Source organism: Streptomyces rectiviolaceus (genome assembly GCF_039533825.1).
Classification (GTDB): domain Bacteria; phylum Actinomycetota; class Actinomycetes; order Streptomycetales; family Streptomycetaceae; genus Streptomyces; species Streptomyces rectiviolaceus.
In genome coordinates this window covers 1-23,463 of sequence record NZ_BAAAUG010000145.1, presented here as the reverse complement: position 1 = coordinate 23,463, position 23,463 = coordinate 1, and the positions used below count along the sequence as shown (strand labels likewise).

Sequence of the window (23,463 nt, the reverse complement as noted above, 5' to 3'; positions counted from 1 at the left end):
GCAGCTCTCCGTGGCGCGTGGGGCCGCCGCCGCGGGCGCCGTCGACGCCGGGCCCGCCGCCGCGGCAGGGGCTGAGCAGGCCATGACGGCCGACTACATCGCCGCCCCCGCAACGGAGTCGGCAGGGTCCGTCACAGACGGCGGCGCGGCTCCGGCCTTTCTCGCCGAACTCGTCCGGCTCGCCGACGCCGGAGAGGTGGCCCGACCCGGTGAGGAGCCGCAACAGGCCGGACGATCCTCGGAGTTCCTGTCCATGGACGCCGGAAGCGCGCCGCCTGCTCCGGGCTGAGCGGTCATCACCGGTCTGCGCCGATGGGGTCGTGCGGGCAGTGCCGGAGGGTGACTGGCGGGGGGCCGTCGCGGATCGCGCGACGGCCCTGACCGCCGTACCCGGGTGGACATAGGATCGGCGGCATGGCGACGCGACTTGTTCAGATCAACATGAAGGCTCGGGATGACTCCGCGCTCGGTCAGTTCTGGGCGGAGGCGCTCGGCTGGGACGTTTCCAGCGAGGGACCGGGCGTGACCAACCTCGAACCCGAGGGTTTCACTTATCCCGACCCCGTCGCCGTCTGCATCGACATCTGTCGTGTCGCGGAACCCAAGACGGTGAAGAACCGCGTGCACGTCGATCTCGCCACCACCTCTGCGGCCCATCAGGCGGAGTTGGTCGCGCGCCTCCAGGGTCTCGGCGCGACACCCGTGGACGTGGGCCAGGGCCAAGTGCCGTGGACGGTCCTCGCCGATCCGGAGGGCAACGAGTTCTGCGTGTTGGAGCCTCGGGAGATCTACCGGGACACCGGGCCGATCGCCGCGGTGGTGGTCGACTGCGCGGATCCGCGGACCATGGCCCGGTTCTGGGGCGAGGCGACGGACTGGACTCTGCACGAGGTCACTGACGATCATGCGGTGCTGCGCTCCGCCAAGGGCGTCGGGCCGTACCTCGAGTTCCTCCGCACGCCCGACGCGAAGACCGTGCTGAACCGCGTCCATCTCGACCTCCGGCCCTACCCGGGTGACGATCAAGCGGCGGAAGAGTCCCGGCTGCGGGCTCTCGGCGCCATCGACATCGACGTCAACCAAGGCGACGTGCCGTGGACGTGCCTCGCCGACCCGGAGGAGAACGAGTTCTGCGTCCTCACCCCGGGCTGAGCGAGACACCTCCCAGAAGCAGGGGATGCGGTCTAGTACGGGCCGTTCACATTGTCGATCGAGCCGTACCGGTCGGCCGCGTAGTTGCAGGCGGCGGTGATGTTGGCGACCGGGTCGAAGCTGTCCAGCGACGTACCGGGCACGTGGTAGGCGTCGAACGTGGGGCCGATGACCTGCAGGAGCCCCTTGGACGGGGTCCCGGCGGCAGCGTTGGAGTCCCAGTTGTTGGTGGCCAGCGGGTTGCCGGAGGACTCGCGCATGATGTTGCGGTGGATGCCCTCGTAGGAGCCGGGGATGCCGCGCTGGGCCATGATGTCCAGCGACTCCTTGATCCAGCCGTCGAGGTTGTTGGCGTAGGACTTCTTCGCCGGGGCAGCGGCGGGCTCGGCGGCGGGCGAGTTCTTGCGCTCGGAGCGGTCCGCGCGCTCGGCCGAGGCCTTCTTGTTGACGGTGAGCTTGAGACCGGGGCGTATCAGCCTCGGGTCGTCGCCAAGGACGCTGCGGTTGTCCTCGTACAGCGTCTTCCAGCTGCCGCTCAGGGACTGCTCTCGGGCGATCTTGGAGAGGGTGTCGCCCGCGACGACGACGTAGGTCTTCGGGGCGGCGGCCTTGGCGGCCTGCGCGGTGCCTGCCTGCGCCGCGCCGGCGGAGGTCGCGCCGATCACCGGGAGGACGAGCACGGCCCCGCCCGTTCCCGCGGCGGCGATGCCCCGGGTGAGCGAGCTGGACTTGGGTCGGCGGTGCTTTCCCTTTGCAGGCATGACGAATTCCTCTCCGTCGCCTACGAGGTGAGCTGTCGGGTTCGGACGGGAGATGTCCGGTCGCACTGCGCATGCGACTTCACCCCGAGCCGTTCCGGAATCCGGATCGGCGGCTTACCTGGGTCCCCCGCTCCTGCCGTGCGTATGTGAGTGGGTGGGTTGGTTTCCGGACAGCGGCAGGATTCGGCGTTCCGTCCGGATTGACGGTGACGTTAGGCGAGAAAGCCCGGACGGAACAAGACCAGAATTCAAATATGGAATGTGCGGGGTTCGCCCCCGGCGGCCAGAACCCCTCGCCTTCTTTGATCGAATGACCCAACTTTCTTTGCGCAGAACGGAAACTGTGCTCTGCGGCTGTCGGGGCCGCGGCCGTCGGTGTGACCCATTTCACCGAATGGGATGCGGATTGGAATTCGGTTCGACGCCGTATCAGAGCACGCCATTTCGCGCGAGCTCCCCGCAATGCAGACAGCACTTTATATACGCCATTAATGATGCGGAGAGGTGCTTTTCTAGTGCAAAGATGGACAAAGCGCGAAGGTCGCTCTCCGTATCAAAACGGACGTATCGCCATCAATGTCGACCCTGCCGCGCCCGGCCCCTCCTCGCTGAATCTTGGATGAAGCGGCTGGCCACTTCGGCTGTACGTGTGCGAAGTGCTCCCCAACGGCGCGGTGTGGCACGGTCGTTAGCGCTTGCCGATGTTCATTGCCCGCCCGTTTGCGGCCAGTTCCGCCGAAGTATCAATTGCGTCTTCCGTCGTTTTGAGTTGGCGCTTAAGTCGGGTCCACGTCGGCGTGCAGGACATGGTGGTCTGAGTACAGGCTGGGTTTCACGCGGTGCTTGAGCGGGGCGAAGCCTCGCAGAAAGATGTAGTCGAACTTGGTGTGCCAATCGGTGGTCGTCTCGCAGGTGCCGGTGGCAGTGGTACCGCACTCGGGGTCTGCGTCCGCGGCCAGGCCCCACATGCCGGTGAGTTCGGAGGCATCCGGCACCGCGTTGAAGTCGCCGAGGACGATTGCGCGTTCGTGCCGGGCGACGGCTGCGGCGAGTACGCCGGTCTGGTCTGCTCGGACTGATTCTTGACGCCGTTGGGCGAGGTGGGTGTTGAAGACCCGGACGGGCCGGTCGCCCACCATGGTCGTGACCGCCATGTACCCCCGGTCCTCGGATCCGCCGTCGGGGTACTCCACGCTCACGCGGTCTGTCATCGGCGCCGCCGAGAGGACCGCCTGGCCGAAGCCTCCCGGACTCCACGGCCATCCCCCGCAGCGGCCCCAATTCTGAAGAACCATCCCGTACTCGACGTGGTAGACCAGCCCGTAAAGGTTCTCCAGATAGTCCCGGATCCTCTCGACGTCACGCACGCACGCTTCCTGCATGCCGATCACCTGGGGCGCATACGTGGCGATCTCCGATGCGCGGCCGACGTTGTTCTCATCGCAGGGGTTGCAGATGTTCCACGTCATGACCCGGTTCGGTACGACGTCCCTGACGGCGTCGACGGGCAGTGACCTGCCGAAGAGGGCACCGCTCGGTGCACTGGGGCCGACGAGCATGATGCAGGCCACGGTCATGGCGCCCGCGAGCAACCGCGTGCTCTTTCCGAGCACCATTGCCTCCTCAATGTGGATCCACATGTCATCTGACGTCTCTACCGTCTCTACGCACGAGGTTATGGGACGAGGCTGTCAGCAAGGCCGCACGGCGAGATCAGGAAGTCGATGAGCGCGCGGGCGATCTGGCCGGGCGCGTTCTCCGTGGGGATGTGCCCCGCGTCGGGGACACGCAGGAGCGTGGTCCGCGGGATCTCCGAGGCGAACCGCTCGGCGTGCTCCACCTTCTCGAAGGGGTCATCCTCGCCCCAGATCAGCAGTTTGGGCGCAGTGGACCGCTGCAGCGCGGGAACGAGATCAAGGGTGTAACGGCTGTCGGCCGCGCCCGCCATGGCCATCCAGGAGCGGCGAACCCGCGAAACGGTCCACGGGTCCAGATAGTCCGCGATCCGCTGCTCGGTGGCGGCGCCGGCCAGCGCCGCAGTCACCGCCTGCCGGCGGGCGTCGAGGACGTCGTCGGCCGTGGTCCCCGCAGCGCCCTCCGTACCCCGGAACCGGGCCACGTGAGGCGCCGGCCAGGAGTCGTAGGTGACCGAGTTGACCAAGGCCAGCCGGGGTACGTCCAGTTGATCGTGGACGAGGAGATGCTGTGCGACGGCGCCGCCGATGTCATGGCCCGCCACGGCGATGGGCCCGGAGAGCTTCAGAGCGGACGCGAATCGCGCCACCCAGTCCGCAAGGGCCGGGACCGTGGCCGTTTCCAGGGTGAGCTCGCCTCCCGAGCGCCCAAGGCCGGGGAGATCGACCGCGATGGGCCGCAGCCCCGCCTCGGCGAGGCGGCCAAGGACCGGAAGCCAGACCCGGCTCCAGTACGTGCCGTGCAGCAGCAGCACGGCCGGGCCTTCGCGCTCCACGGTCAGGTAGCTGGCCGTTTCGCCGTCGACCTGGACGCCGGTCCTCAGCACTCTCGGGTCGGGCACTCTCGGGTCGGGCACTCGCGGTTCGGGCGCTCTCGGGTCGGTGGCTTCACTCATGGGACCACTGTGACCCGGGGTCTGCGCTCCGGCCGAGAGTCCAGAAAGACACCCACAGGTACATTCCTGCCATGAACCTCCATCATGTGGTGGCCCTGCTCAGCCCGCCCCAGTCGCCCTTCGAGCTGGCCTGTGCCGCCGAGGTCTTCGGCACCGTTCCGCAGGACGAGCCGGCCCGCTACAGCTTCCGGATCTGCGCCGAGCGCCCCGGCTCCCTGCAGACCACCGCCGGCTTCGCGATGCTCGTGGAGGCGGGCCTTGCGGCCCTGCGGGAGGCGGACACCGTGGTCGTCCCCGGCTGGCAGCCGCCCGGCGCACCGGTGCCGCCGACCGTCACCGAGGCGCTGCGGGCCGCCCACCGGCGCGGGGCGAGGATCGTCGCCATCTGCACGGGGGCGTTCGTGCTCGCCCAGGCCGGACTGCTCGACGGCCGCCGCGCCACCACCCACTGGCGCAGCGCCGCCCAGCTCGCCGCCGCCTTCCCCGCAGTGCGGATGGACCCGGATGTGCTCTTCGTGGACCACGGAGACGTGGCGACCAGCGCCGGAACCGGCGCGGGCATCGACCTGTGCCTGCACCTGGTGCGTGCCGACCACGGCGCGGCATACGCCGCCCAGGTCGCCAGGAACATGGTCCTGCCGCCCCACCGGGAGGGCAGCCAACTCCAGTACGCCGCACAGCCCGAACCGGCCAGGGCGGACGAGTCACTGGCGCCACTGCTGGAGTGGGCCGGTTCGCGGCTCGACACGCGACTGACCATCGGCCGCCTCGCCGAACATGCCGGGCTGTCCGGCCGGACCCTCGCCCGGCGGTTCACCGAACAGCTCGGCACAAGCCCGGGGCAGTGGCTGCTCGGCCGGCGCCTCGACGCGGCCAGGGTCCTCCTCGAGCGGACCGATCTGCCGGTGGAAACCATCGCCACCCGGGTCGGACTGGCCTCGGCGGTCAACCTGCGCCGCCGCTTCCGGGCGCATCTCGGCACCACGCCCGGCGCCTACCGACGGACCTTCGGCGAAACCTGATGGCATCGGGGGGCGTACGAGAGATCTTCCGGCGGGGCGGCGGCCTCTGTGAGGAATATGCGGCCTATGTGCGTTTTGGTTGTTACATCTCTTATGGGTGGGTTTGATGTGAGGTGCGTAACTTCGTAGATGTCGCCGCAACGGGGCGGCCACTCCACGAGAAACCGAGACCCTGAAGGGCCCTCATTCCCATGCGTATGACCCCTCGCGCCCTGCGCACCAGCATTGTCACCGCTACCGCCGCCACGGCGATCACTCTCGGTGCCGCCTCCGGCGCTCTGGCCGCCACGCAGCCCACGCACACCGCTGCCACGGTCGAGGCTGCGGCTCACGCCAAGTCCAAGTCCAAGAGCAAGACCAAGCGCGTCTACGTCAAGACCGTCAAGCTCGCCTCGAAGGGCCACACGGCCAAGGTCTACAAGCTCGGCAAGGGCAAGTACCAGGCCGACATCCTCTTCAAGGGCAAGAAGGTCGGCGTCCTGAACGCGTTCGGCAAGACCGCCCTGGCCAACCTGAACGGTCTGCACATCAAGCTCACCCCGCGCGGAACGGTCACCTCCTGGGCCGACCGTGCCAAGCCCGCCCCCAAGCCCACGCCGAAGCCCAAGCCGAAGCCGAAGCCGGGCAAGCGTGAGCTGGTCCGTATCGACACTCTCGTCGACGGTTCCATGGCCAAGGTCTACAAGCTCTCCACCAACCACTGGCAGGCCGACATCTACGGCGGCAGCGTCGGCAGCGCCGGAATCGGCACGCTGGACGCCAACGGACGCTCCGCCTCCGGCGAGAACAACGGGCTCCACGTCGTGCTGTCCCCGGACGGCAAGCTCAGCTCCTGGGCCGACCAGGCCAAGGAGGACCCCGCCCCCGCGCCGGACCCGACGCCCACCCCGGACCCGGAGCCCACCCCTGACCCGGACCCGACGCCCACCCCGGACCCGGTCCCGGACGATGACCAGACGCCTGCTCCGGACATCACCCCCGAGCACAAGCCCGTTGACGACGCCACCCCCGCACCGAAGCCGGCCGACAACACCGTTCCTGCTCCGACGCCGGTCGCCCCGAGCACCGATCCGGGCAAGGTCGAGCTGGCTCCCGCCGCCTGACAGCGGCCCATCCCCAGTCAAGGTCCGCCCCGGGTGCCGTGGGACTCACCCGGGGCGGGCCTTGGCAAGCGCTCGCCCCTTACGGAAGGACCGTTCCCGTGCCCGCGCGCATGCGAGCCCTGCTCATCGTCGTCGGTGCCCTCGCCGCCACAGCGTTGCCGACCATCGCCGCGTTCGCCGCGCCGCCCCACGTGGCGGCCACGGTGCCGCACAGCACACCGCGCGAGGAGATCCAGCCCGCCACCAGCATCGTCGGCCAGCTCGCCCGCAAGACCGCCGAACGCTCAGCCGGAAAACCTCTGGGACTGGTTCCGGAACAGGCCGCCCACCCCACCGCGCTCAAGACTCCACTGATCTGAGGTCGCAGGTTCCGGGGGGGGGGGCAGGAAATTCGCCCTACTGGGGCTGCTCGTGCCGGGTGATCGCGGCGATCAGGTCGTGGGTCGTGCTGTTGTCGGAGTCGGCCCCATGTGCCTCGGCACCTTCAAAGATGGCGGCCTCGGTGCTGCGCGGGAACATGGCTTGCTCGTATGCGGTGAGCGCGGCCTCGATGTCGTCGCGGTGCGCGGCGAGGGCCTTGCCGAGTTCGGCGCCGTCGAGCATGGCCAGGTTGGCGCCTTCGCCGTTCGGGGCCGACAGATGGGCGGCGTCGCCGAGCAGGGTCACCCCCGGTACCCGGTCCCACCGGTGCCCGGTCGGCAGAGCGTAGAGGGGGCGCAGGGCCGGCGCGATGTCGCCGCCGGTGATCAGCGCCGTGAGCTCCGGTGCCCAGCCGCCGAACTCCTGCGCGATCCGCGCAGTGGCCGCTTCGGCATCGGTGAAATCGATGGAGGCGAACCAGTCCTGCGGCTCGGACAGTCCCACGTAGGCGTGCAGAGTGGCGCCCCTTTCCCGGTGAGCGAAGATCTCCCTGGCTGGCGTGAGCGCGATCATCGCCCCGCCGCCGACCGCCTTCGCGACGGCAGGGTGCCGGGTATCGGCGTCGTACAGGTAGGTCTCGACAACCGACTTGCCGATGTACTCGGGCGTGGCGGTGGAGAGCAGTGGCCGGACCCGTGACCATGCGCCGTCCGCGCCGACCAGCAGGCTGGTGACGACGGTGCTGCCGTCGGCGAACGTCACCTCGTGGCGGCCCTCGTCGAGGGTACGGGCGCCACTGACCTTGTGCCCCCACTGGACGGTGTCGGCCGGGAGCGCGTCGAGCAGGATCTGTCGCAGCTCGCCGCGTTGCACCTCGGGGCGTCCGCCCGTGCCGTCGTCGGGCATCTCGTGCAGAACGGCCCCGTCCGGGGCGAGGACCCGCATCGCCTGGCGGCCCTCCAGGATGAGGCCACGGAACTCGTCCGACAAGTCGGCTGATTCGAGGGCCAGTTGGCCGTTGTAGTCGTGGATGTCGAGCATCCCGCCCTGCGAACGCGCAGCGGGGGAGGGCTCTGCCTCGTAGACCGTGGCCGGTATTCCGTGGACGTGCAGGACGCGGGCGAGCGTGAGGCCGCCGAGCCCGGCGCCGATGATCGTGACGTCAGTGGTCATGGGGGGCTTCCTTCCTGATCGTGGACCGCTGGCCGGACATCCCGCAGGTCACGCCGGGAGCGCCGTTCCAGTAAGTCGGGGCAATGCGGTGTTGGTGGTGATCGGTGCCGTTGATGGCCGACCCCGACAGCTCCAATGTCCCGGCAGCCATCGACAGATCACCGACAGATCACCGACCACCGCCGACAACGCGAGAACTCGCACGGGGCCGGGCCAGGTCACCACGAGCCCCCCCGCTGGGGCGCGATGGCCGACCCGACGACCTCCCTGCGGCGGACTGCGGTCCACCCCGTTGTCATCGTCGATGACCCTCTCGAAGGCGTATGTCAGGCCCTGGCCGGTCCGCGCTCGCGGAGGTACGTCTCCAGCTCGGCGGCCCCGGCCAGCATCGCGCGCCCGCGGGCGGACAGCCGGCCGTGCCAGTCGCGCAGGGCGGCCTCCAGCGGCTCAAGGCCGCCGGCGGACCGTACTTGGGCGATCAGCGGGGCGATCTGCTCCAGTAGATAGCCGCCCCGCCTGAGCTGGTGGGCCAGCCGGGCATCCCGTACGTCGGCCTCGTCGTAGACGCGGTAGCCGGTCTGCGGGTCGCGGCGTGGGTGCACGAGCCCGGCGCGTTCCCATTTGCGCAGCGTCGCGGGCCGGATCCCGAGCTTCCCTGCCAGCGGCCCGATGAACGTGCCGCCGGTCTCCGGCATCGCGGTCGGCCGGGGCCCGGACGCCCCTGCGGGCTCCAGGTCGCGGAGGGCGCGCTCGACGGCCTGGAGGGTCCGCCGGTCGTCGAGCAGTTGGGCGTGGCTCTCGTCGATGAGGCGGAACGCCTCCTCGGCTGCGCCCTCGTTCACGGCCCGCATGATCGACGTCGCCGTCTGGTGGCCGTGGCCGGGCACCAGGGCGAGAAACGCGCGCAGGGCCCCCGCGTGCAGCGAGGTATAGGTGCGGTAGCCGTGGGGTGTACGACCGGCGGCCGGAAGGATGCCCGCCTCCTCGTAGTTCCTGACCGCCTGTGTGGACAGACCGTGCCCGCGCGCCAGATCGACTGGCCTGAGCCGCCCCCCGCTTCTCTCACTGCTTCCCTCGCTTTGAAGGTTTCGTCCCATGACCCCACCCATGCCGCAGCAAAGTTTCAACCGAGGGTTCAACGATAGCGTTTAAGGCATGACCACTGACATCCAGGACACCGTCCATGCCGTCGAGGCAGCCACCGTCATGAAGCTCCTCCCGTCCCGGCCACGGTTGCTCGCCCTTGGCGAACCCACCCACGGCGAGGACACACTGCTCGACCTGCGCAACGAACTCTTCCGCCAGCTCATCGAGCAGGAGGGCTACCGGACGATCGCGATCGAGAGCGACTGCACGATGGGCCTGGTCGTGGACGAGTACGTCACCTCGGGGACCGGCACCCTCGACGAGGTCATGGAGCACGGATTCAGCCACGACTGGGGCACCTCCGCGGCCAACCGCGAACTCGTGCGCTGGATGCGCGCCTTCAACGACGGCAGGCCCGTGTCCGACCGGCTCCGCTTCGCCGGCTTCGACGGTCCACTGGAGATCACCCACGCCGCGAGCCCCTGCCAAGCCCTCACCGCACTCCATGGCTACCTCTCGACCCGAGTGGACCCGGAGCTGCTCCCCTGCACCGCTGAAACCCTCCACCGCCTGCTCGGCACAGACGACCAGTGGACCAATCCGGCCGCGATGATGAACCCGGCCGAGTCCATGGGGCAGTCGGCCGAGGCCTGTCAACTGCGGCTGCTCGCCGACGACTTGGCGGCACTCCTCGACGTACAGACCCCGCACCTGATCAAGGCGACCTCACGGGACGACTGGGACCGAGCGCGCCTGTACGGGCGCTCGGCCACCGGCCTCCTGCGCTACCACTTCTGGATGGCCGACACCTCACCGGCCCGCATGACCCGGCTGTTGGGCCTGCGGGACCAGACGATGGCCCACAACCTCCTCGCCCTCGCCGAACGGGGCCCGACACTGGTCCATGCCCACAACTCCCATCTCCAGCGGGACGAGAGCACGATGCGTATGTGGAACCAGCCGCTCCTGAAGTGGTGGAGCGCCGGCGCGCTCGTCAGCGCCCGCCTGGGCGAGGAGTACGCCTTCCTGGCCACGGCCCTCGGTACGATCCGGCACCAGGGGGTGGACACCCCGCAACCGGACACCGTCGAAGGGCTCCTGTACGCGCTCCCGGAGGCCCGCTGCATCATCGACGCCCCGCAACTGGCCACCGCACTAGGCGACACACTGCCCGCGCCCCGCGTGTCTCCCTGGTTCGGCTACTCCGCGCTCGACCCGGCCCACCTGGCCACGACCGACGCGCTCGTGTTCCTCAAGGATGTCCCGCGCAGCTAGTGCTCTGAGGCTGTTCGGTGCTCGTTCGGGACAGCCCTACGCCTCCGCGGGGGTGGTCGGTCGTGTCGCGTATCGGTGGCGCATGGCGTCGCTGGCGGCAGGACCTGCGGTGAAGACGTAGGTGTCGCTGTCGTCGAGTCGGCGGCCGGTCTTGGCGTCAACGACGACGGGCTCGACTTCCTCGCCGCTGTGCGCGTCGACGAGGATCATGCTGCGTTCGGCCGGTGTGAGGCGGGAGTTGCCCCACGCGGCCAGGGCGACGACCACCGGTCGGAGGGAGCGCCCGAGTCCGGTGAGGACGTACTCGTGGCGTACGGGGCTGGTCTGGTAGGGCCGGCGCTCCAGCAGTCCGTCGGCGACGAGGGTTTTCAGTCGGGTGGTGAGCATGCTGGAGGAGATGCCCAGACTCTCCTGGAACTGGTCGAAGCGCGTATAGCCGTCGAAAGCGTCGTGGAGGATCAGCAGCGTCCACCACTCGCCTACGTGTTCCACCGTCGTGGACAGTGGGCACTCCCGGTCCTCCAGCCTGATCCGGCTTGCCATGGCGGCCGTCCTCTCAGTTACTGCTAAAGTCGAAGTTACTAGCTTCTATTCTAGCAGTAACGACGGGAGTGGTGCGTTCTGCGCCCGCGCCCGGGAACGGAGCACACCGTGACCACATCCATCAGCGAATCCCTCGAAGGCCGACGCGCTCTGGTCACCGGCGGCACCAAGGGCACCGGAGCCGCCATCGCTCGACGTCTCACCCAGGCCGGCGCAACCGTACTGGTCACCGCCCGCAGTCACCCCGACGACGTCGAGGAGAAGGCGTTCATCACCGCCGACTTGTCCAGCGCCCAGGGCGCAGCCAACGTTGCCGCCGAGGTGGACGCCCGCGTGGGAGGCGTCGACATCCTGGTCAACAACCTCGGCGGGTCCCAGGCGCCCGCTGGAGGATTCGCCGCGCTCGGCGAGGACGACTGGGCCAGGGAGCTGAACACGAACCTGCTGGCCGCCGTCCGCCTGGACCGCGCACTCCTGCCGCACATGATCGCCACAGGTAAGGGCGTGATCGTGCATGTCACCTCGATCCAGCGCCGCATGCCGCTGTGGAACGGAACCCTGGCCTACGCAGCCGCCAAGGCCGCCCTGACCACCTACAGCAAGGGCCTGGCCAACGAGGTCGCCCCGCGCGGCGTCCGCGTCAACACCGTCTCGCCCGGTTTCGTGCAGACCTCGGCCGCCGACAACCTCGTCGCCCGGATCGCCCACGACGCGGACATCACCCAGGAAGCGGCGCTGGGCCGGCTCATGGACTCCCTGGGCGGCATTCCGCTCGGCCGTCCCAACCGGCCCGAGGAAGTAGCCGAGCTTGTCGCCTTCCTCGTCTCCGACCGCGCCTCGGCCATCGTCGGCGCCGAACACGTCATCGACGGCGGCACCACCCCCACCGTCTGAACCCACCGCCACCCAAGGAGCGTCATGCACGACAACCAGCCTCGAACCAGCACCCCGGACACCCTGCCCGAGGTGATCACCCGCTACCTGACAGCGCACCGCGCCCACGACACCGCCACCGCGATCACGGCGTTCACCCGCGAAGCCACAGTGATCGACGACGGCAACACCTACGAGGGCACCGAGGCGATCGGGGAGTGGCTCGACCGATCCACCACCGAATTCACCTACACCATCCACCTCACCGGCGCCCAGCAGATCGACGCAACCCGCTACATCGCCACCCACCACCTCGAGGGCAACTTCCCCGGAGGGACCATCGATCTGCGTTACCAGTTCACCCTCCGCGACGGCCTCATCGAAAGCCTCGTCATCCAACCCTGAGGCGCCGTCGGGCCGGGCGGCACGGATCGACTTCAGCGCGGCCAGCGTGTTGCTGGCGCCCTTCCTGCGGCGGTTGACGCCCCACAGGGGGTCGTCGCCGAGCGAGTAGCAGCCGTGGAAGTAGCGCACTCCGTGAGTGCGGTGGCAAGTGATGTCGGAGTCGTTGTAGCCGCCGGACGCCTGGTCCGCACCCGCCCCCGCTCCCGGCGACCCTGTTCCCGCGGAGCCGCATGATCAACATAAAGTACGCACTTATGTCTAACCCACGGAACCAGCGCAGACGCAGGACCCACTTCTCGCGGCATCTTGGTCTGATGGCCGTCGGCGTCGTCACGGTATGCACCACGACCGCATGCGGCACGGGAGCGACCGACGCGTCGAAGGGCGCCCGCCCGAGCGCTACCCAGGCCGCGAAGACGCTGAAGCTCGGCCGGCCGGGCCCGGCTCAGGAGATCACCCGTTACAAGAAGACCGGCAAGTTCGTGATCACGCCCACGAAGGTCGTCGAGGGTAAGCCGAAGGACCTCGACGAACTCGACGAGCCCGACAAGTACGCGGGCAAGAAGGTCGTTTGGGTCTACGTCAACGCCAAGCACGTCGGCGGCGACGCGGTCAAAGAGCCCACGGTGATGAGCGACGTCGGTGTCGAGACCCCCACGGGCCCGGGCACGAAGTTCATCCTCATCGGCGCTCTCAGCAGCACGCCGAAGGACTGCAACCTTTTCAACGGCGTCAAGGAACTCGGGACCGAGGACGTATGGAAGAAGGGCGAAGAGCGCAACGTCTGCGACCCGTACCTGATCCCCGCCGAGGCCAAGGTGAACAAGGTCACCTACTCCCAGGGGTTCTACAAGGAGCCCCTCAAGTGGTCCGTGAAGTAGCGCCTGGTTCTGTTCGTGAGTTGTGGGCTTGTGGGCTTGTGGGCCTGGCATCGTCAGTCGTCGAAGTAGGCCTGCGCAACCGCGTAGCTGTCCTCGTAGAGGTGGTAGCGGGTGATTCGCCCGTCCCGGACCGTGGTGTGCAGGGCGAAGGCGGTGTCGATGTCCCGGCCGGTCTTCTTGACCTCGGAGACCATGCGCCCGACGAGCACTACATCGTCGCCATCGGCGATGATCTGGCGGAGGTCGAACTCCTTGGCTTGCACATGCGTCTGCAGCAGCTCGAAGAACGTCCGCATGCCCTCTGCCGATTCGACTTCCGGTACCCACGGAATGCCCGGCGGGTGCGGGATCGAGAACGACACCGAGTCGGAGAACAGCGCCGCCGCCTCCGCACTCTTCCCCTCGGCGAGCAGCGGGAACAAGCGTTGCACAGTCTGCGCCGGTGACTCTGCTGTCATGTCTGTCGACATTACAGCTTGCCCGCACCACGTGAGCTGCCGCAGCGGCTCACGTGGTGCCAGTCGTCCAACTCGGCGCACCCGGCAGGCGCTTGTCTCAGCCGCAGCGGCGGGCGGCGGACGCGGCCAGGCGTGGTGAGGCGAAGCTGGTTCCGCAGACGAAGCGCTGGACAGGGCCGAAGGTCCCTGCGGCCGGGAGGCCGGTGAAGTGCAGGCCGGGGACAGTTGAGCCGAAGTCCCTGCCCAGGCGCGGGTATCCGCCGGCCCGGTCGAGGCCGGCGCGAAGTTCCGGGGAGAGGAAGTCCAGGGCCTCCAGGTGGACGCGGTAGCCGGTGGCCGCCAGCACGTGGTCCGCTTCGAGGGAGTGGGAGCGGCCGTCCGTGGCTGTGGTGATCAGTGTGACGCCGCCCTGGCCTGCGGCCGCGCCGGTGATGTGGCGGCCTGCGATGACCGGCACGCCCTCGAAGCGGTCCTTGAGCCACCAGGCGCCGCACGGCCCGAGTACGCGTTTGACCAGGCGTAGGCGGGTGGTCGATGGCAGCAGGCGGAACGCCGCGGCGTGGTTGACGACGGCGTGCAGCGGCCAGGAGCGGCCCAGCGGGGTGTCGGGCTGCCAGTGCGGGCCCGCGGTGGGCGCCGTGCCGAACCTGGCGTGCGCGCTGCGAGTCAGGACTTGTACGTGTGCCCCCGCCTCTTTCAGCAGGACCGCGCTCTCCAGCGCCGACTGGCCGCCGCCGACGACGACGATGCGGCGTCCGGTGAAGTGGCTGAGTCCGGCGTGCTGGGAGCTGTGCGAGATGGAGCTCAGAACGGAGGGCCCGTCGGGTACGGCCGCCGCGAGCGGGGCCGGCAGGTGGGCGAAGCCGGTGAGGCCGCTGGCCACGACGACTGCGGCGGCCTGCAGTTCCTCGCCCGATGAGAGCTTGAGGCGAAAGCCGTGGGCCTGCCGGTCGACCGAGGAGACTCGGACGTCCTCGACGTCGGGTACCAACTGGTCGCGGAACCACAGGCCGTAGCGGATGAACAGCTCGATGGGCACTTGGCCGTCCTCGCCGAGCGAGGGGGTGTCGCCGGTGCGTCGGCGGTAGTCGTTGAGAGTGAAGCCGTCCTTGGGCGCGGACAGGGCCGAGGCGGCGGGCGGTGACTTCAGGAGCATGCCCGCCGGCATGTTCTCCCGCCAACTCGCCATGGGCGAGCCGAAGATCCTCACCTTCAGCCCATGGGCCCTCAGGTGCGCGGCGGTGGACAGGCCGTAGGGGCCCGCACCGATGACAACAGCGGTTCCAGACATGGATCTCTCCCTGGCGCCGCCAGGCTCGTGGCCTGGCTGGTGCCGAAGCAGCCGCGGATTGGGGCATGCCGAAGCCGCTCGCGTCCGTGCAGGGGTGTGCGCTGCTCAGACGGCGAGCGGCGGCCGGGAGGGCGGCCCACGCCGTACGACCGCATCCGCGAGCAGAAGGGAGACAGGAGGCGCCCGGACCGGTCCTGGCGACCGTGGCACATGCGGCTGCGGCAGAACGGGCGCGCACGGGACGAGCATGGGGCGCAGCCGACGCAGCAAGCCGGACCAGGCCACCTGCAGTTCGCGACCCGCGTGGTGCAGGAGGCGTCGGCAGGCGGAGTCGGCACCGTGCAGCATGCACGCCACCAAGAGAGTCAACGCGAGCTGCGCGACGATCAGCGACTGGTGCACGTGGACAGGAACGAGGAACCAGTCGTCCCGAGCGCCGCCGGTAAGTCCACTGCTCGCCTGCCGCAACGACCAGCAGGCGACGGCCTGTCCGCCGAACACGATGGCAACCCAGCGCCCCACGGACACGGGGCGTGCGGACAGCGGAAGCGCCGCACCGAACAGGCCCATCGCCACCAGGGCCCGCGGGCCCCAGGAGGGCATGACGCCGAAGACGAAGTGGTGGGAGGCGATCGCGAGGACCGTGCTGGCCAAGGAGAACATCCCGGCCCTCAACACAGCCATCGGCAACGCGGACGGCAGGCGTCCACGCAACCGCAGAGCAGGCATTAGGGCCGAAGTGGTCATATCCCGGTCATCATGGTGCGCGGCACCGGGCTTTGTCACTCCTATCGCGGCCAGAAGGTCCCCGCGCGGCCAAAATGGCGCCTTCTGGCTGGTGTTGTGGGCCTGCCGCGACGAGGGCCGTCGCCCTCGGCCCTCCGGCGCGAGCGGAGACCAGGTAGCCTATCGACTCCCGATATCGGAGTTCGATACAGTGCGGGCAGGGTGTGCGCACCAAGGAGTGGAGCCATGGACAAGCCGTCGACCGCCGCAGGGCCGCCGCAGGAGTTGCGGCGTCGGCTGGGGGTGTCCGACGCGGTGGTCATCGGCCTCGGCTCGATGATCGGCGCGGGCATCTTCGCCGCCCTCGCCCCGGCGGCGAACGCCGCGGGCTCCGGGCTGCTGCTCGGCCTCGCCCTGGCCGCCGTGGTCGCCTATTGCAACGCGACGTCCTCCGCGCGCCTGGCCGCCCGCTACCCGCAGTCCGGTGGCACCTATGTCTACGGCCGTGAGCGCCTGGGCGACTTCTGGGGCTACCTCGCAGGGTGGTCGTTCGTCGTCGGCAAGACCGCTTCCTGCGCGGCGATGGCCCTGACCGTGGGCTCGTACGTCTGGCCCGGCCAGGCACACGCGGTCGCAGTCGCGGCAGTGGTGGCCCTGACCGCGGTCAATTACGCCGGGGTGCAGAAGTCCGCCTGGCTGACCCGGGCGATCGTCGCGATCGTCCTGGCGGTTCTGGCCGCCGTGGTGATCGCCGCGCTCACCTCCGGAACGGCGGATGCCGCCCGCATCGAGCTCGGCTCGGACGCCACGTTCGGCGGAGTGCTCCAAGCCGCGGGGCTGCTGTTCTTCGCGTTCGCGGGATACGCGCGCATCGCCACTCTCGGCGAAGAGGTCCGCGACCCGGCCCGCACCATCCCCCGGGCCATCCCGCTCGCGCTCGGGATCACTCTGGTCGTCTACGCCGTCGTCGCCGTCACCGTGCTGATGGTGCTCGGCCCCGAGGAACTGGCGGGCGCGGCCGCCCCCTTGTCGGACGCCGTCCGCGCTGCCGGGGTGGGCTGGCTGGCACCAGTGGTCCGCATCGGCGCGGCGGTTGCCGCACTCGGCTCGCTCTTGGCGCTGATTCTCGGCATCTCCCGCACCACCCTGGCCATGGCCCGCGACCGGCATCTGCCGCACGCCCTGGCCGCCGTGCACCCGAAGTTCAAGGTTCCCCACCGCGCCGAGCTGGTGGTCGGTGCCGTAGTGGCGGCGGTCGCGGCGACGACCGACGTGCGCGGCGCGATCGGCTTCTCCTCCTTCGGCGTGCTGGCCTACTACGCCGTCGCCAACGCCTCAGCCTGGACGCTCACCGCGGCCGAGGGGCGCCCCGCGCGGATCGTTCCGGTCGTCGGGCTGGCCGGCTGCCTGATTCTGGCCTTCGCCCTTCCCGTCTCCTCGGTGATCTCCGGGGCCGCCGTGCTGACCGTCGGCGCCGCCGCCTACGGCATCCGCCGCACGCTCACCACCCGCCGGGAGCCGTAGCCAGGACCGGCGCAGTGTTCATCGAGCTGCGGAGGGCCTGTGAGGGTCGTCATGGCCCAGAACTTCGCGGGCCAGTTCCTTCAGCGCCCGGCGGTCATCGGCCAGAGCCTGCTTCCCCGCCTCGGTGGCCCAGTACACGCGGCGCGTGCGGCCGTCGACCACCCGCTGCTCGGAGAGCAGCAGTCCGTCGGCCTCCAGCCGGTGCAGTGTCGGGTACATGGTGCCGGGGCTGATCTGGTAGCCGTGACCGGCCAGTTCCTGGGTCATCCACGCGCCGTGGATCTCCTCCTGTGCCGCGTGATGCAGGATGTGCAGCCGTACCGCGCCCCGCTGGAATTCTCGCACTCCACCCACCTCCACACCGTCGCACCAAGGGTGACGGAACCGATATCGGACTCCGAGTCTAGTCCTCAGGGCCGTGATCGGGGGAGTGGCCCCCGCCCCGCTCGGGACACGAGGCAGGGGCCACCAGGGCCGCCCCGCGCCTGCTCAGCCGGCGATGGTGGCGAGATTGCCGGGCTCGTAGGCGCCGCCCTGGTTGTTGAGGATCACGCCTAGCCGGTTAGTCGCGTTGATCATGGCGATCAGGGAGACCAGCGCGATGGTTTCGTCGTCGTCGTAGTGCTTGCGGACCTGGGCCCACGTCTCGTCAGAGACACCCTCGTAGCCGTCGATGATGCGGGTGCCTTCCTCGGTGAGGGCCAGCGCGGCGCGCTCGGCCTCGGTGAACACGGTGGAGTGACGCCAGGTGGCGACCAGGTTCAGGCGGGCCGCGGTCTCGCCCGCGGCTGCGGCGTCCTTGCCGTGGATGTCGGCGCAGAAGCCGCATCCGTTGATCTGGCTGGCGCGCAGCTGCACCAACTCCTGGGTGGGCTTGGGCAGCGGCGACTCCTGGATCACCTGGCTGACGGCGAATATCCGCTTACCGATCTTGGCGCCGGTCTCGTTCGCGAACAGGTTCATACGGGGTTCCATCACAACGTCCTCGCCTGTGGAATCGTGTGCCGCGCAGATCGTCCGCGCAGCGTCCTGATGCCCATAAGTCGCCGGTCGCCCCGGCCCCGTGACAGCACGGCGATGTGACGTAGGCCACCGATCTTCCGTGTCACAAAAGAGCGGGGAGCGGCGACTTGTGCGTGACACGGACGAGAGACGCGACAGGCAGGAGCGGAACATGCACGAGCGCACCGAGCGAGCAGGCGGCGTGACCGGGCACAGCCCCCACGCCGCTGGTACAGACTCCGCCACCGAGGCGTTCGTCGCCCATCGCAACCTGCTGTTCACCGTTGCCTACGAGATGCTCGGCTCCGCCGCCGACGCCGAGGACACCCTTCAGGAGACCTGGCTGCGCTGGGCAGACATCGACCAGGACACCGTTCGGGACCCGCGTGCCTTCCTGGTCCGCATCACCACGCGCCAGGCGTTGACCCGGCTGCGCACGCTGCGTCGGCGCAAGGAGTCCTACGTCGGCCCCTGGCTGCCCGAACCCCTGCTCACCGCGCCCGATGTCGCCGAGGACGTCGAGCTGGCCGACAGCGTCTCCATGGCGATGCTGCTCGTCCTTGAGACGCTCGCACCGACCGAGCGGGCCGTATTCGTGCTGCGCGACGTCTTCGACCTCGATTACGACGAGATCGCGCAGGCCGTCGACAAGACCCCCGCCGCCGTCCGGCAGATCGCCCACCGCGCACGCGCCCACGTCGCGGCGCGCCGACCGCGCGAGGTCGTCTCCCCGGCGCAGACCCGCGGCGCGCTCGCGGCTTTCCAACAGGCGGTCGAAACCGGCGACTTGCAACGCCTGCTCGACATGATCGCCCCGGACGTCGTGCTGTTGACCGACGGCGGCGGAGTCGTACAGGCCGCACTGGAGCCCGTAGTGGGCGCCGAAAAGGTGGTCGACGTACTCAGCAGGCTCACCTCCGCGAACTTGCGGCCGGCTCAGGTCAACGGCCATCCGGCACTGATCCTGCGTACGGGCGGCGAGGTCGACACCGTCCTGGCGGTCCGCATCGAGGGCGGCCTCATCACCGGGCTCTACGCCGTCCGCAACCCCGAGAAGCTGTCACGCATCGACCGGGAGACCGCGGTGGGCCGCTGAGCGCTTGCTCGGCGGGGCCAGGTCTCCATTGGCCGCTTCGGTCGTGCGGGTGTCGCTGGTGGAGCGCAGCATGGGGGGACCTGACCCGGAGTGATGTGGAGGCGGCATGGCGACAGGATGGGATCAGCGAGCCGTACCCGACTCAGGGGGCGGTAGTGAGTGGCTGCCGGTCCTGGACGTGCCTGCTCCTGGGCGGCAGAGACGCTGGACCGTGCTGTTGCGGTGGTTGCTGCTGATTCCTCAGTTCGTGGTGTACGCGGTGCTGAGTGTCCTGGCGTTCTTCGTCACGATCGTCGGCTGGTTCGCGGCCTTGTTCACGGGGAGATTGCCCGACGGGATCTTCAGGTTCCTCCGTTCTGTGCTGGCCTACGCGACCCGCGTCAACGCGAGTGCGACGCTCCTCGTCGACCGATATCCGCCGTTCTCCTTCTCGGCGCCGCAACACCCGGTGCAGATCGAGGTCCGACCTACCCCGCTCAACCGTCTTGCGGTGTTCTTCCGGCTGATCCTGATGATCCCGGCGGTGATCGTCAGCAGCCTCCTGCAGAGCGGGTGGTACGCGATCAGCTGGGTGTTCTGGCTCATCACCCTGGTCCTGGGGCGGCTTCCCGAACCGCTGTACACCGCGACGGCTGCCGTCGCCCGGTACACCATGCGTCTGGACGCGTACGCCCACCTGCTCACGCCCGCCTACCCCAAGCGGCTGTTCGGCGACGAGCCGGTACCTGCTCAGGACGTCCGGTCCGGCACCCGGCCGCTGCTGCTCGACACAGCGGCCAAGGTTCTCGTCGTGCTGTTCCTGCTGCTGGGCCTGGCCGGCCACACGGTGAACGCCTCCGTCGACTACGACTCCGACTCCGACTCCGACGACGGCGACACGCGAACGGCCCACGCCGGGCTACCGAACCCCTGAGCAGACGGAGTCACAACTGCTCGGCCTGTGCGTGGAGTTCGTCCGCCACCGGGCCCAGGACCTCGCCCCGGATGACCGAGCCACCCTCCATCGCGTCGCCGGAGCTGTTCACGGACACCAGCTTGCCCAGCCCCGACTTCTCCTCGAAGTCGGCCAGCCAGGGCCCGCCGCTGGCCCCGCCCTCCATCGGGCAGCGCACGCTCTGCGTACCGTCGGGCGTCTTCGACGTGGTGCCCCCGCAGTACATCAGCCGCTCGCCGTGCTGCTCCTGGCTGTCGGGATAGCCGAAGACGGTCACCTTGCCGCCGGGCTTGCGGTCATGGGCCAGAGCCTGCCCGCCGACCGCGTCGGTCAGTGCCTCGCCCTTCTGTGGGTCCACCACGGCGACGGCGATGTCGTTCTTGGCGTCGTGCTCCCAGCTGCGCGGCATCATGACCGCCCGCACCACGAACGTCCCGTACGGGCGCTTGCCTTCGGTGTAGCCCGGCACGAAGACCATGCTGCTGTAGTGGTTGCCAGGGGAGGCGGGCAGTTGTACGCAGTGCCCGGCGGTCATCACCGCGGAACGGTTGCGGCTCTGGACCGCGGTGGCGGTGCAATAGGAGTCCTGGCCCTTCTCGTTGGTGAAGAAGAGCCGACCCACCGTCTTCATGGCCTCGCCGCGCCAGGCCTTGACGGACGCGGCGTCGTGCCCGAGCTCGACACCGGCGGCGACCTTGCGCATCCGGTCCGCCGTCCAGTAGGAGAGCGTCTCGCGGCGCTCGTCCGCGGTGAACTTCGCCGTACTGAGCGCCGCCTCACCGCTCGGCGTACTGCCGGTAGGGCTTCCGGCCCCGACGGCCACGATGGTGGCGGCGGCCAGCGCGGGCGCAACGATCCGATGCATGCCTTCCACCTCCTTGCCCACATCCAGCTCATGGGCTCGGGACACACCCCGGAGACGACGTTATGCGAGGTCCGGACGAGCCGCGCGTCGAGAGCCCGGCCCCGCAGGTGGGGCGGGGTGCACGGACGGACTCAGGCGTGCAGGGTGGGCCGGTAGATGAGTTCTTGGATGTGGCCGTCGAGCGTCCGGTGCTCGATCAGCTCGAGGTCGAAGTCGGCCGCACCCTGGAAGATCGGGTCAAGGCCGGTCCGACCGGTGATCACAGGGAAGAGGGTCACCTGGACACGGTCGACCAGACCGGCGGCCATCAGCGCCCGGTTCATCGACAGGCTGCCGTGCGAGCGCAACGGCACATCGGACTCCTTCTTGAGCCGGGCGACGACGTCGACGGCATCGCCGCTCGCGACGTTCGCATCCGGCCAGTCGAGGGGGCCTTCCAGCGTGGTCGACACCACCGTTGCCGGCAGGTTCCTCATCCGCGTGACCCATGGGTCACGCACGTCGGACTCTTCGGTGCTCTCGGCCAGCATCTGCGCGAACGCCCGGTACGTATGGGCCCCGAAGACCATCCGCTGCTCCTCGTCGTACAGGGAGAGGCGGTGGTCGAGGAGCTCGGGGCCTTGCTTGCCCCAGTAGCCGGTCCAGTCGCCGCCGGCGGCGCCGAAGCCGTCGAGGCTGGAGAAGACGTCGAAAGTGTAGGTGGCGGTCATGAGGCTCTCCTCGAGTGCGGTCGATCGCGTGTCGGGAATACAGACCGGCAAACACGGCGAGACTCATCGCTCCCGCTCCTGCGAGCCTTGGCGAGGCCCGGGCGTGCGGCAATCCACGTATGCCATTCAGGTGACTCGGCACAGTCGTGTCCGGCGCCGCAGCTCACCCGCGATCGTCTTGAGTCACGCCTCCTGGCCGGCTTCCTGAGCCGCACGCTCCAACCGGCTTCGATGGTTCTCCCACCATGCCGAGTCGCCCGGCGGCAGGCTGTCGTTGCCCTTGTTCATCCCGACGGCGCCGTCCATGAGCTCCCGGAGGATATCGGCGTGCCCCGCGTGCCGGTGCGTGTCGGCGATCACTCGTACTACGGCATGATGCAACGTCACTTCGTCCGCGCTGTCGGGCCACCACGGCACCCTGCCGGTCGTTGTCAGCGGCACCGCGTCGATCGTCGCGTCCGCGTGGGCCCACGCCCGGCGGTAGAGCTCCACGATGTGCTTCCGTGACTCGTCCGCGGTCGCCCACATGTCCCCGTTGGGCTCAGCACCCTCATCGAGCCAGGGCAGCGGCTCGCCGGACGGCCGTCCGAAGGTGTCGCCGAGGTAGCCGAGCTCCACGCCGGCCGCGTGCTTCACCAGGCCCAGGAGGTTCGTGCCGGTCGGCGTCAGCGGGCGGCGGATGTCGTACTCCGAGAGGCCTTCGAGCTTCCACAGCAGGGCATCACGGGCGGTCTGCAAGTAATGGTGGAGGTCAGCTTTGGGATCCGGTGCGGTCATGGGGGCCAGTCTGCCGCTCGCGTGATCTTTGTCCACCGCCTTTCCACCGCTCGCTGCGAACGGAACCACGCTTCAGCCGACGAGGTGGGCGGCGATGACGACGTTGCCCTCGTACTGCTGACGCTGTTTGTCGAAGCCACCGCCGCAGGTGATGAGGCGGAGCTCGGGGCGTCCGGTGTCGGCGTAGACCTTGTCGTCGGGGAAGTTGTCGGCGTCGTACACGTCGACGCCGTCGACGATGAAGCGGGCTTTCGTGCCGTCTTCGCGGGAGATGCCGATCTTCATGCCGGGGGTCAGGGCGCCGAGGTCGTAGAAGACGGCGGGGCCGTTGGGGACGTCGACATGGCCGGCGATGACGGCGGTGCCCTGGGCGCCGGGGGCGGGGCCGCCTGCCCACCAGCCTGCGAGGTTCTTGTCGATCTCGGGTGGGGCCGCCAGCCGCCCGGAGTCCTCGAGGCCGAGGTCCATCAGAGGCGCGTCGACGCGAATGGCGGGGACGGTGACCCTGAGCGGCCGGGAGGCCGGCAGGGGAGCGGCGGCCCGCGTGGCTGCCGTGGCGGCTCGTGCATGGCCATCGGCCATGGCGGGCTGGGGCGGGCCGGCGTGCTGCTCACTCACGGCGAAGGCAAATGTGGTGGTTGCCGCAAGGGTCAGTACGAGGCCCTTGAGCGCCCGCACGGCGGGGGAGCGGCGCGGGGTATCGGTAGCGGCCACAAGCACCGTTCCCTCCAGCAGGACCAGGCCGCTCTGCCGCGCGCATCAGCCGCGGCAGAGCGGCGTGAGGACACGCGGTGCTAGCGCCGGCCGCTGTTCGAGCGGCGACGCAGCGCGAAGCCGGCGGCGGCCGCGACGGCGA

General features: G+C 69.3%; 27 protein-coding genes, 1 pseudogene and 1 riboswitch. Of the genes and pseudogenes, 12 read left to right on the top strand and 16 right to left on the bottom strand.

Translation table 11 applies throughout. The features are described 5' to 3' along the window. Together ABD378_RS33645 and ABD378_RS33640 are read left to right on the top strand one after the other, a co-directional pair. Positions 1 to 289 (top strand): hypothetical protein (locus ABD378_RS33645; protein WP_344527222.1); only part of this gene is annotated, 289 nt, incomplete at its 5' end. Positions 290 to 414: 125 nt separating this feature from the next. Then, complete coding sequence (locus ABD378_RS33640) at positions 415 to 1,152, top strand: VOC family protein (protein WP_344527221.1); 738 nt, start codon at positions 415 to 417, stop codon at positions 1,150 to 1,152. 32 nt (positions 1,153 to 1,184) lie between these two features. Here the strand turns inward: ABD378_RS33640 and ABD378_RS33635 are convergent, their stop codons facing one another. The 3 genes from ABD378_RS33635 to ABD378_RS33625 all read right to left on the bottom strand — a co-directional run bounded on the left by ABD378_RS33635 (position 1,185) and on the right by ABD378_RS33625 (position 4,503). Then, positions 1,185 to 1,913: a LysM peptidoglycan-binding domain-containing protein gene (locus ABD378_RS33635; protein ID WP_344527219.1), complete on the bottom strand. Its 729-nt coding sequence runs from the start codon at positions 1,911 to 1,913 to the stop codon at positions 1,185 to 1,187. Between the two features lie 2 nt (positions 1,914 to 1,915). Further along, positions 1,916 to 2,080, bottom strand: a riboswitch (cyclic di-AMP (ydaO/yuaA leader). A gap of 609 nt (positions 2,081 to 2,689) precedes the next feature. Next, complete coding sequence (locus ABD378_RS33630) at positions 2,690 to 3,529, bottom strand: endonuclease/exonuclease/phosphatase family protein (protein WP_344527217.1); 840 nt, start codon at positions 3,527 to 3,529, stop codon at positions 2,690 to 2,692. A gap of 59 nt (positions 3,530 to 3,588) precedes the next feature. Beyond that, positions 3,589 to 4,503, bottom strand: coding sequence for an alpha/beta fold hydrolase (locus tag ABD378_RS33625; protein ID WP_344527215.1), 915 nt, complete (start codon positions 4,501 to 4,503; stop codon positions 3,589 to 3,591). 71 nt (positions 4,504 to 4,574) lie between these two features. Between ABD378_RS33625 and ABD378_RS33620 the strand changes: the two genes are divergently transcribed. The 3 genes from ABD378_RS33620 (at position 4,575) to ABD378_RS33610 (ending at position 6,987) form a co-directional block, all read left to right on the top strand. Beyond that, positions 4,575 to 5,525, top strand: a complete 951-nt coding sequence (locus ABD378_RS33620; RefSeq protein ID WP_344527213.1) for a GlxA family transcriptional regulator — start codon at positions 4,575 to 4,577, stop codon at positions 5,523 to 5,525. Positions 5,526 to 5,716: 191 nt separating this feature from the next. Beyond that, the gene (locus tag ABD378_RS33615) at positions 5,717 to 6,628 is read left to right on the top strand and encodes a hypothetical protein (protein ID WP_344527211.1); all 912 of its coding nucleotides are present in this window, start codon (positions 5,717 to 5,719) and stop codon (positions 6,626 to 6,628) included. Between the two features lie 98 nt (positions 6,629 to 6,726). Next, on the top strand, positions 6,727 to 6,987 hold the full coding sequence (locus ABD378_RS33610; RefSeq protein ID WP_344527209.1) for a hypothetical protein: 261 nt from the start codon (positions 6,727 to 6,729) through the stop codon (positions 6,985 to 6,987). Positions 6,988 to 7,024: 37 nt separating this feature from the next. Here the strand turns inward: ABD378_RS33610 and ABD378_RS33605 are convergent, their stop codons facing one another. Further along, on the bottom strand, positions 7,025 to 8,161 hold the full coding sequence (locus ABD378_RS33605; RefSeq protein ID WP_344527207.1) for an FAD-dependent oxidoreductase: 1,137 nt from the start codon (positions 8,159 to 8,161) through the stop codon (positions 7,025 to 7,027). Between the two features lie 326 nt (positions 8,162 to 8,487). Then, entirely contained in the window at positions 8,488 to 9,258 is a 771-nt protein-coding gene (locus ABD378_RS33600) for a TioE family transcriptional regulator (RefSeq protein ID WP_344527205.1), read from the bottom strand. Positions 9,259 to 9,316: 58 nt separating this feature from the next. Here ABD378_RS33600 and ABD378_RS33595 point away from each other — a divergent pair, with 58 nt between their 5' ends. Continuing rightward, positions 9,317 to 10,522, top strand: a complete 1,206-nt coding sequence (locus ABD378_RS33595) for an erythromycin esterase family protein (protein ID WP_344527203.1) — start codon at positions 9,317 to 9,319, stop codon at positions 10,520 to 10,522. A 36-nt stretch (positions 10,523 to 10,558) separates the two neighbouring features. On the opposite strand, the gene ABD378_RS33590 is transcribed toward ABD378_RS33595, so the two are convergent. Next, on the bottom strand, positions 10,559 to 11,065 hold the full coding sequence (locus ABD378_RS33590; RefSeq protein WP_344527201.1) for a winged helix-turn-helix transcriptional regulator: 507 nt from the start codon (positions 11,063 to 11,065) through the stop codon (positions 10,559 to 10,561). Between the two features lie 108 nt (positions 11,066 to 11,173). Here ABD378_RS33590 and ABD378_RS33585 point away from each other — a divergent pair, with 108 nt between their 5' ends. Together ABD378_RS33585 and ABD378_RS33580 are read left to right on the top strand one after the other, a co-directional pair. Next, the gene (locus ABD378_RS33585; protein ID WP_344527199.1) at positions 11,174 to 11,959 is read left to right on the top strand and encodes an SDR family oxidoreductase; all 786 of its coding nucleotides are present in this window, start codon (positions 11,174 to 11,176) and stop codon (positions 11,957 to 11,959) included. Between the two features lie 24 nt (positions 11,960 to 11,983). Further along, positions 11,984 to 12,343, top strand: coding sequence for a nuclear transport factor 2 family protein (locus tag ABD378_RS33580; RefSeq protein ID WP_344527197.1), 360 nt, complete (start codon positions 11,984 to 11,986; stop codon positions 12,341 to 12,343). Here ABD378_RS33580 and ABD378_RS33575 read toward each other — a convergent pair. Beyond that, a pseudogene (locus tag ABD378_RS33575) lies at positions 12,344 to 12,493 on the bottom strand (IS630 family transposase); the annotation flags it as partial. 104 nt (positions 12,494 to 12,597) lie between these two features. Here ABD378_RS33575 and ABD378_RS33570 point away from each other — a divergent pair. Next, positions 12,598 to 13,224: a hypothetical protein gene (locus ABD378_RS33570; protein ID WP_344527195.1), complete on the top strand. Its 627-nt coding sequence runs from the start codon at positions 12,598 to 12,600 to the stop codon at positions 13,222 to 13,224. A gap of 53 nt (positions 13,225 to 13,277) precedes the next feature. Here ABD378_RS33570 and ABD378_RS33565 read toward each other — a convergent pair whose 3' ends face one another. The 3 genes from ABD378_RS33565 to ABD378_RS33555 form a co-directional block, all read right to left on the bottom strand. After that, positions 13,278 to 13,682: a nuclear transport factor 2 family protein gene (locus ABD378_RS33565; protein ID WP_344527193.1), complete on the bottom strand. Its 405-nt coding sequence runs from the start codon at positions 13,680 to 13,682 to the stop codon at positions 13,278 to 13,280. Positions 13,683 to 13,779: 97 nt separating this feature from the next. Further along, the gene (locus ABD378_RS33560; protein WP_344527191.1) at positions 13,780 to 14,973 is read right to left on the bottom strand and encodes an FAD-dependent oxidoreductase; all 1,194 of its coding nucleotides are present in this window, start codon (positions 14,971 to 14,973) and stop codon (positions 13,780 to 13,782) included. A gap of 105 nt (positions 14,974 to 15,078) precedes the next feature. Beyond that, complete coding sequence (locus ABD378_RS33555) at positions 15,079 to 15,627, bottom strand: hypothetical protein (protein ID WP_344527189.1); 549 nt, start codon at positions 15,625 to 15,627, stop codon at positions 15,079 to 15,081. A gap of 318 nt (positions 15,628 to 15,945) precedes the next feature. Between ABD378_RS33555 and ABD378_RS33550 the strand changes: the two genes are divergently transcribed. After that, complete coding sequence (locus ABD378_RS33550; protein WP_344527187.1) at positions 15,946 to 17,223, top strand: APC family permease; 1,278 nt, start codon at positions 15,946 to 15,948, stop codon at positions 17,221 to 17,223. Between the two features lie 18 nt (positions 17,224 to 17,241). Here ABD378_RS33550 and ABD378_RS33545 read toward each other — a convergent pair whose 3' ends face one another. Together ABD378_RS33545 and ABD378_RS33540 are read right to left on the bottom strand one after the other, a co-directional pair. Then, the gene (locus tag ABD378_RS33545; RefSeq protein ID WP_344527185.1) at positions 17,242 to 17,568 is read right to left on the bottom strand and encodes an Rv3488 family transcriptional regulator; all 327 of its coding nucleotides are present in this window, start codon (positions 17,566 to 17,568) and stop codon (positions 17,242 to 17,244) included. A gap of 144 nt (positions 17,569 to 17,712) precedes the next feature. Beyond that, positions 17,713 to 18,198: a carboxymuconolactone decarboxylase family protein gene (locus ABD378_RS33540; RefSeq protein ID WP_344527183.1), complete on the bottom strand. Its 486-nt coding sequence runs from the start codon at positions 18,196 to 18,198 to the stop codon at positions 17,713 to 17,715. Between the two features lie 199 nt (positions 18,199 to 18,397). Here ABD378_RS33540 and ABD378_RS33535 point away from each other — a divergent pair, with 199 nt between their 5' ends. Next, the gene (locus tag ABD378_RS33535; RefSeq protein ID WP_344527181.1) at positions 18,398 to 19,321 is read left to right on the top strand and encodes an RNA polymerase sigma-70 factor; all 924 of its coding nucleotides are present in this window, start codon (positions 18,398 to 18,400) and stop codon (positions 19,319 to 19,321) included. 106 nt (positions 19,322 to 19,427) lie between these two features. Continuing rightward, positions 19,428 to 20,234 (top strand): DUF4389 domain-containing protein, encoded by an 807-nt coding sequence (locus ABD378_RS33530; protein ID WP_344527179.1) that lies wholly within the window; start codon positions 19,428 to 19,430, stop codon positions 20,232 to 20,234. A 10-nt stretch (positions 20,235 to 20,244) separates the two neighbouring features. Here ABD378_RS33530 and ABD378_RS33525 read toward each other — a convergent pair whose 3' ends face one another. The 4 genes from ABD378_RS33525 to ABD378_RS33510 all read right to left on the bottom strand — a co-directional run bounded on the left by ABD378_RS33525 (position 20,245) and on the right by ABD378_RS33510 (position 23,321). After that, on the bottom strand, positions 20,245 to 21,120 hold the full coding sequence (locus tag ABD378_RS33525; RefSeq protein ID WP_344527177.1) for a trypsin-like serine peptidase: 876 nt from the start codon (positions 21,118 to 21,120) through the stop codon (positions 20,245 to 20,247). A gap of 131 nt (positions 21,121 to 21,251) precedes the next feature. Continuing rightward, the gene (locus tag ABD378_RS33520) at positions 21,252 to 21,830 is read right to left on the bottom strand and encodes a dihydrofolate reductase family protein (RefSeq protein WP_344527175.1); all 579 of its coding nucleotides are present in this window, start codon (positions 21,828 to 21,830) and stop codon (positions 21,252 to 21,254) included. Between the two features lie 183 nt (positions 21,831 to 22,013). Then, positions 22,014 to 22,607, bottom strand: a complete 594-nt coding sequence (locus tag ABD378_RS33515) for a DinB family protein (protein ID WP_344527173.1) — start codon at positions 22,605 to 22,607, stop codon at positions 22,014 to 22,016. Positions 22,608 to 22,679: 72 nt separating this feature from the next. Further along, positions 22,680 to 23,321 carry a class F sortase gene (locus tag ABD378_RS33510; RefSeq protein WP_344527171.1) on the bottom strand — a complete coding sequence of 214 codons (642 nt, stop codon included), beginning with the start codon at positions 23,319 to 23,321 and terminating at the stop codon, positions 22,680 to 22,682. Between the last annotated feature and the right edge of the window lie 142 nt (positions 23,322 to 23,463).

What these genes read in the sequence shown, in the direction of transcription:
- ABD378_RS33640 (WP_344527221.1), top strand. Translation starts at nt 415, where the DNA reads ATGGCGACGCGACTTGTTCAGATCAACATGAAGGCTCGGGATGACTCC.
- ABD378_RS33635 (WP_344527219.1), bottom strand. Translation starts at nt 1,913, where the DNA reads ATGCCTGCAAAGGGAAAGCACCGCCGACCCAAGTCCAGCTCGCTCACC.
- ABD378_RS33630 (WP_344527217.1), bottom strand. Translation starts at nt 3,529, where the DNA reads ATGGTGCTCGGAAAGAGCACGCGGTTGCTCGCGGGCGCCATGACCGTG.
- ABD378_RS33625 (WP_344527215.1), bottom strand. Translation starts at nt 4,503, where the DNA reads ATGAGTGAAGCCACCGACCCGAGAGCGCCCGAACCGCGAGTGCCCGAC.
- ABD378_RS33620 (WP_344527213.1), top strand. Translation starts at nt 4,575, where the DNA reads ATGAACCTCCATCATGTGGTGGCCCTGCTCAGCCCGCCCCAGTCGCCC.
- ABD378_RS33615 (WP_344527211.1), top strand. Translation starts at nt 5,717, where the DNA reads ATGCGTATGACCCCTCGCGCCCTGCGCACCAGCATTGTCACCGCTACC.
- ABD378_RS33605 (WP_344527207.1), bottom strand. Translation starts at nt 8,161, where the DNA reads ATGACCACTGACGTCACGATCATCGGCGCCGGGCTCGGCGGCCTCACG.
- ABD378_RS33600 (WP_344527205.1), bottom strand. Translation starts at nt 9,258, where the DNA reads ATGGGACGAAACCTTCAAAGCGAGGGAAGCAGTGAGAGAAGCGGGGGG.
- ABD378_RS33595 (WP_344527203.1), top strand. Translation starts at nt 9,317, where the DNA reads ATGACCACTGACATCCAGGACACCGTCCATGCCGTCGAGGCAGCCACC.
- ABD378_RS33590 (WP_344527201.1), bottom strand. Translation starts at nt 11,065, where the DNA reads ATGGCAAGCCGGATCAGGCTGGAGGACCGGGAGTGCCCACTGTCCACG.
- ABD378_RS33580 (WP_344527197.1), top strand. Translation starts at nt 11,984, where the DNA reads ATGCACGACAACCAGCCTCGAACCAGCACCCCGGACACCCTGCCCGAG.
- ABD378_RS33570 (WP_344527195.1), top strand. Translation starts at nt 12,598, where the DNA reads ATGTCTAACCCACGGAACCAGCGCAGACGCAGGACCCACTTCTCGCGG.
- ABD378_RS33565 (WP_344527193.1), bottom strand. Translation starts at nt 13,682, where the DNA reads ATGACAGCAGAGTCACCGGCGCAGACTGTGCAACGCTTGTTCCCGCTG.
- ABD378_RS33560 (WP_344527191.1), bottom strand. Translation starts at nt 14,973, where the DNA reads ATGTCTGGAACCGCTGTTGTCATCGGTGCGGGCCCCTACGGCCTGTCC.
- ABD378_RS33550 (WP_344527187.1), top strand. Translation starts at nt 15,946, where the DNA reads ATGGACAAGCCGTCGACCGCCGCAGGGCCGCCGCAGGAGTTGCGGCGT.
- ABD378_RS33540 (WP_344527183.1), bottom strand. Translation starts at nt 18,198, where the DNA reads ATGGAACCCCGTATGAACCTGTTCGCGAACGAGACCGGCGCCAAGATC.
- ABD378_RS33535 (WP_344527181.1), top strand. Translation starts at nt 18,398, where the DNA reads ATGCACGAGCGCACCGAGCGAGCAGGCGGCGTGACCGGGCACAGCCCC.
- ABD378_RS33530 (WP_344527179.1), top strand. Translation starts at nt 19,428, where the DNA reads ATGGCGACAGGATGGGATCAGCGAGCCGTACCCGACTCAGGGGGCGGT.
- ABD378_RS33525 (WP_344527177.1), bottom strand. Translation starts at nt 21,120, where the DNA reads ATGCATCGGATCGTTGCGCCCGCGCTGGCCGCCGCCACCATCGTGGCC.
- ABD378_RS33520 (WP_344527175.1), bottom strand. Translation starts at nt 21,830, where the DNA reads ATGACCGCCACCTACACTTTCGACGTCTTCTCCAGCCTCGACGGCTTC.
- ABD378_RS33515 (WP_344527173.1), bottom strand. Translation starts at nt 22,607, where the DNA reads ATGACCGCACCGGATCCCAAAGCTGACCTCCACCATTACTTGCAGACC.